The organism is Pseudoduganella sp. (assembly GCF_041914865.1).
Lineage (GTDB): Bacteria > Pseudomonadota > Gammaproteobacteria > Burkholderiales > Burkholderiaceae_D > Rugamonas.
Map to the genome: position 1 here is coordinate 7,600 of NZ_JAYSCO010000099.1, position 4,332 is coordinate 11,931.

Consider the following 4,332-nt stretch of genomic DNA (forward strand, 5'->3'; position numbering starts at 1 on the left):
AACCGGGGTTCCGGTTTCAAAAGGGCAAAATTTGTCGGTTTGTCACCCCTGACCCCGAATTTCCATGCGATGATGCCGGCAATGCGCCATCCCGTCATCACCTACACCATCGCCATGCTCATGCTGAGCACCCTGGGCGTCTATGTCCAGGAGGCGGGCCTCGATCCGGTCACCACTGTGTTCTTCCGCTGCGCCATCGGCGCACTGGCGCTGGCGGCGTATTGCGCCTGGCGCGGCATGTTCCGGCGCGCGAATATGCCGCCGCGCGCGCTGAAACTGGCGGCGTTCAGCGGCGTGCTGATGGTGGTGAACTGGGTGACCTTCTTTGAGGCGATCCGGCGTATCGGCATTGCTACCGCTACCATCGTGTTCCATGTGCAGCCGTTCATGGTGCTGCTGCTGGGCGCGCTGATCCTGCGCGAGCGGCTGGCGGCCAACAAGCTGGCCTGGGTGGTGCTGGGTTTTGCCGGCCTGGCGCTGGCGTGCGGCGTGCGCTTCGATGCGCCGATGGATGCCAACTACCTGCTTGGCATTGCCAGCACCCTGACCGGGGCCCTGGCCTATGCCGGCGTGACGCTGACCACCAAGTCGATGCGCGGCACGCCGCCGCACCTGACGGCGCTGGTGCATTGCCTGACCGGGGCGCTGTTGCTGGGCGCCTTCAGCACGCTCCCGCCCGGCGGGCTGAGCCTGGCGCAATGGGGCTGGCTGGCGACCCTGGGCCTGGTGCCGACCGCCATGGCCTACGTCATGATCTACGGCGCGACGCCGCGCATGGAAACGGCGGCGATTGCCGTACTGACCTTCGTCTATCCGGCCGCGGCCGTGGTGGTGGACTTCGCGGTGTATGGCCACCTGGTCAGCCTGTGGCAGGTGGCGGGCTTTGCCTTGATCGTGCTGGCCAGCCTGGGCGTGAATCTGGACTGGGGCGCGCGCGGTGTCGGTAAAATTTACAACTAATCAATGCGACTAGCAGTAAGCTATTGATTTTATTGGGTGGCCCGGTATTTGCTTTACTGTTGCGTCATTTACAACAGTGGAAGCCACAATGAACCTCAAAGCAATCCTGGCCGCCGCCGCGCTGGCCGCCGCCATCCCCGCCTCCGCCGGCGTCGTCTACACCAATAATTTCGAGAGCAACAGCAACGGCTTCATCGGCGCGGGCAGCCTGACCGGCACCCAGGGCTATGGCGCGCTGGGCTTCGGCCAGCAGATGCTGCGCAACAGCAGCGCCGGTGAGGCCACCGCGCTGAAACTGAACCTGGGCAGCGCGCTGTACACGGCCAACCTGTCGCTGTCGCTGGCGGTGATCGATTCCTGGGATGGCAACAACTGCTGCGGCCCGGACTACTTCAACATCCGCGTGGACGGCAAATTGCTGCTGACGCAGAACTTCGACATCTTCGGCGCGCCGGCCGTGAGCCCTAACCTGAGCCTGCTGTCTTACGGTAACCAGCTGGGCTTCTCCGGCACCTGGGGCGACCAGGCCTATACCTTGTCGCTGAGCCTGGGCAACCTGGCGGCCGGCGCCCACACCATCGAGTTCTTCTCGTCGGGCGCGATGTGGCAGGCCGGCGACGATGAAAGCTGGGCCATCGACAACCTGAGCATCAGCGGCGAACGTCCGCTGCCGCCGAACGACGTGCCGGAGCCAGTCACCGGCGCGCTGCTGGCAGGCGGCCTGGGCGCCATGGCCCTGGCCCGCCGCCGCCGCCGCGCTTAAGCTTCGCCCGCCTTACCCCGGCGCGCCGAACATCGCTTCGGCGCGCTGGAACAGAATCCACGACGTCGCCACATACTTGTCGCCGCTGCGCGCCACATGGCCCTTGTGCGTGTGGGTGAAGCCGGCCGGTGCGATGATCAGCCGCCCCTGGCGCGCTTCCACCTTGCGCTGCTGGTAGTAGAACTCCGTCTCCCCGCCCTCGGCCACGTCATTCAAGTAGAACTGGAACAGCAAGGCGCGGTGCAGCGTCTCGCAGCTGGCGTTCTGCGGATAGATTTCGGAGTGCCAGTGGTGGTAGCCGCCGCTGTCGCGCAGGTATTTCTGCACGTTGATCGGCCCGGCGCGGTACATCGACTGGATCAGCTCACGCAGGTACGGCTTGCCGCAACGCTCGAAGTTGTCGATGGTCAGCGTCACCGGCTGGCCGCTGTCCGGGTCGGCCACGCGCGGCGACAGGGCGCCGGTCAGCAGCATGCGGTACTTGTCCATGTAGGCGCCGAGGTGCTGCAGCACGCTCGCCAGCATCAGGTTCGACACGTCGTTCCACTCCGCGTGCTGGCTGATGGTCAGGTCGTAACTGTCCTTTTTCGCCACGTCCACCCCCTGCCCGGTCTTGCCGCGCAGGGCTTTGCCGCTGGCGTCGAAGCGGGCCAGGATCGCCTCGCACTGGGCCGGCGCCAGGGCGCCATCGTAGATTTCAATAAAGTCGTCCATGGCGCGCAGCATACGGGAAATCGCCGGCGCCGATGTTAAGAATGGGACAGCGGGTGCGGTTTATGTCTCATTCTTAACAAATGTGTATGCGAAATTCAACAGGTGCATACAAATGGAGACATTTAGATGGATTTCCGGCCGCGCTCTCCCTACACTCAGTTGCAGCTTGCTATGCAATGTTTGCGTGCCAGCAAAAACAATTAGCGCCGTTCAACGGCCATGGACAATCACCTCTTTTCTAGAGTCGGGAGAATTTTCAATGGTTCAAAAGCAATTCCAGGTTTCCAAAATCGCCGCCGGCGCCAAGCTGCTGGCCGCAGCAGTTGCAGTCGGTGCCGCTGGCCAGGCCTTCGCCGCCAACGACACCACCCGCGTCATCGTGCACTTCCAGCCTGGCAAAGCCGCCCATGTGAAGTCGGCGATCGGTTCCGCCAAAGGCAACATCAAGCATGAGGTGTTCGGCATGGACGCCATGGCCATTGAAGTGCCGACCCAGGCCCTGAAAGGCTTGAAGAACAACCCGAACGTCATCGACATTGAAGAAGACGTCAAACGCTTCCCGTTTGCCACCACCTCGGCGTCCACTGGCAGCCCATACGCGCTGGGCCAGCTGGTCCCATGGGGCATCAAGGCCACCCAGTCCGACCTGCTGTCGGACGTAAATGCCGGCAACCGCAAGGTCTGCATCATCGACTCCGGCTACGACCGCAACCACGAAGACCTGAACGGCAACGTCGTCAGCGGTGAATACGACTCCGGCACCGGCTGGTGGTACACCGACGAAAACCACCACGGCACCCACGTGGCCGGCACCATCGCCGCCATCAACAACAGCGGCACCGGCGTGGTCGGCGTGAACCCGAACAAGAAACTGAAACTGCACATCGTCAAGGTGTTCGGCGCCGATGGCTGGGCCTACTCCTCCACCCTGGCGACCGCCGTCAACAAGTGCGTGGCGGCAGGCTCCAACGTGATCTCGATGTCCCTGGGCGGCGGCGGCTCCAGCCGGACCGAACAGCGCGCCTTCGACAGCGCGCAATCGAAAGGCATCCTGTCGATCGCTGCCGCCGGCAACGACGGCAACACCGTGGTGTCCTACCCGGCCGGTTACTCGAGCGTGATGATGGTGGCCGCCGTGGACGAGTTCAACAAGTGGGCCACCTTCTCGCAGTACAACAGCAAAGTGGAAATCTCCGGTCCAGGCGTTGCGGTGCTGTCCACCGTGCCGATGGGCGGCGGCTCCGAGTCCAAGCTGAGCGTGGGCGGCACCGCCTACGTTCCGGGCGATATGAGCGGCTCGCCGAAAGGCAGCGCGACCGCGCCGCTGGCCGACTTCGGCCTGGGCGACAGCGTCAACAGCGCCATGGCCGGCAAAGTGTGCCTGATCCAGCGCGGCACCGTGGACTTCGCCACCAAGGTCAACAACTGCAAGGCCTCCGGCGGCGTCGGCGCCGTGGTGTACAACAATACCGCCGGCGCATTCGGCGGCACCCTGGGCACCACCGTCACCACCATCCCATCGGTCACCGCGACCGACGTGGACGGCGCGGCGATGAAGACCAAGCTGGGCCAGACCGCCACCGTGGAAGTGAAAGCCACCAACTACGCCTTCTACGACGGCACCTCGATGGCGACCCCGCACGTATCGGCGGTTGCAGCGCTGGTATGGTCCTACTTCCCGAGCTGCACCGGCTCGCAGATCCGCAGCTCGCTGACCAAGTCCGCCAAGGACCTGGAAACCGCCGGCAAGGACAACAAGACCGGCTACGGCATGGTGCAAGCCAAGGCAGCCTACGACCGCATCCAGGCCCTCGGCTGCGGCAACTGATTTACAGCCAGCTCCAACCTCCAGGGCGCCGCACGGCGCCCTTTTTTAATTCGGGGTCAGGTCTGAC

4 protein-coding genes are annotated in these 4,332 nt (G+C 64.0%); 3 read left to right on the forward strand and 1 reads right to left on the reverse strand.

Annotated features, from left to right (window positions below):
- Positions 1–81 precede the first annotated feature (81 nt).
- Both ACE3TQ_RS26220 and ACE3TQ_RS26225 read left to right on the forward strand, forming a co-directional pair.
- Positions 82–960, forward strand: a complete 879-nt coding sequence (locus ACE3TQ_RS26220) for a DMT family transporter (RefSeq protein ID WP_374586595.1) — start codon at positions 82–84, stop codon at positions 958–960.
- An 88-nt stretch (positions 961–1,048) separates the two neighbouring features.
- Entirely contained in the window at positions 1,049–1,723 is a 675-nt protein-coding gene (locus ACE3TQ_RS26225) for a PEP-CTERM sorting domain-containing protein (protein ID WP_374586597.1), read from the forward strand.
- A gap of 12 nt (positions 1,724–1,735) precedes the next feature.
- Here ACE3TQ_RS26225 and ACE3TQ_RS26230 read toward each other — a convergent pair whose 3' ends face one another.
- Positions 1,736–2,449: a 2OG-Fe(II) oxygenase gene (locus ACE3TQ_RS26230; RefSeq protein WP_374586599.1), complete on the reverse strand. Its 714-nt coding sequence runs from the start codon at positions 2,447–2,449 to the stop codon at positions 1,736–1,738.
- A 247-nt stretch (positions 2,450–2,696) separates the two neighbouring features.
- Here ACE3TQ_RS26230 and ACE3TQ_RS26235 point away from each other — a divergent pair, with 247 nt between their 5' ends.
- Positions 2,697–4,265, forward strand: a complete 1,569-nt coding sequence (locus ACE3TQ_RS26235; protein WP_374586601.1) for a S8 family serine peptidase — start codon at positions 2,697–2,699, stop codon at positions 4,263–4,265.
- Positions 4,266–4,332: the final 67 nt, after the last annotated feature.

Coding starts and splice junctions, on each gene's coding strand:
- ACE3TQ_RS26220 (WP_374586595.1), top strand. CDS start 82: ATGCGCCATCCCGTCATCACCTACACCATCGCCATGCTCATGCTGAGC.
- ACE3TQ_RS26225 (WP_374586597.1), top strand. CDS start 1,049: ATGAACCTCAAAGCAATCCTGGCCGCCGCCGCGCTGGCCGCCGCCATC.
- ACE3TQ_RS26230 (WP_374586599.1), bottom strand. CDS start 2,449: ATGCTGCGCGCCATGGACGACTTTATTGAAATCTACGATGGCGCCCTG.
- ACE3TQ_RS26235 (WP_374586601.1), top strand. CDS start 2,697: ATGGTTCAAAAGCAATTCCAGGTTTCCAAAATCGCCGCCGGCGCCAAG.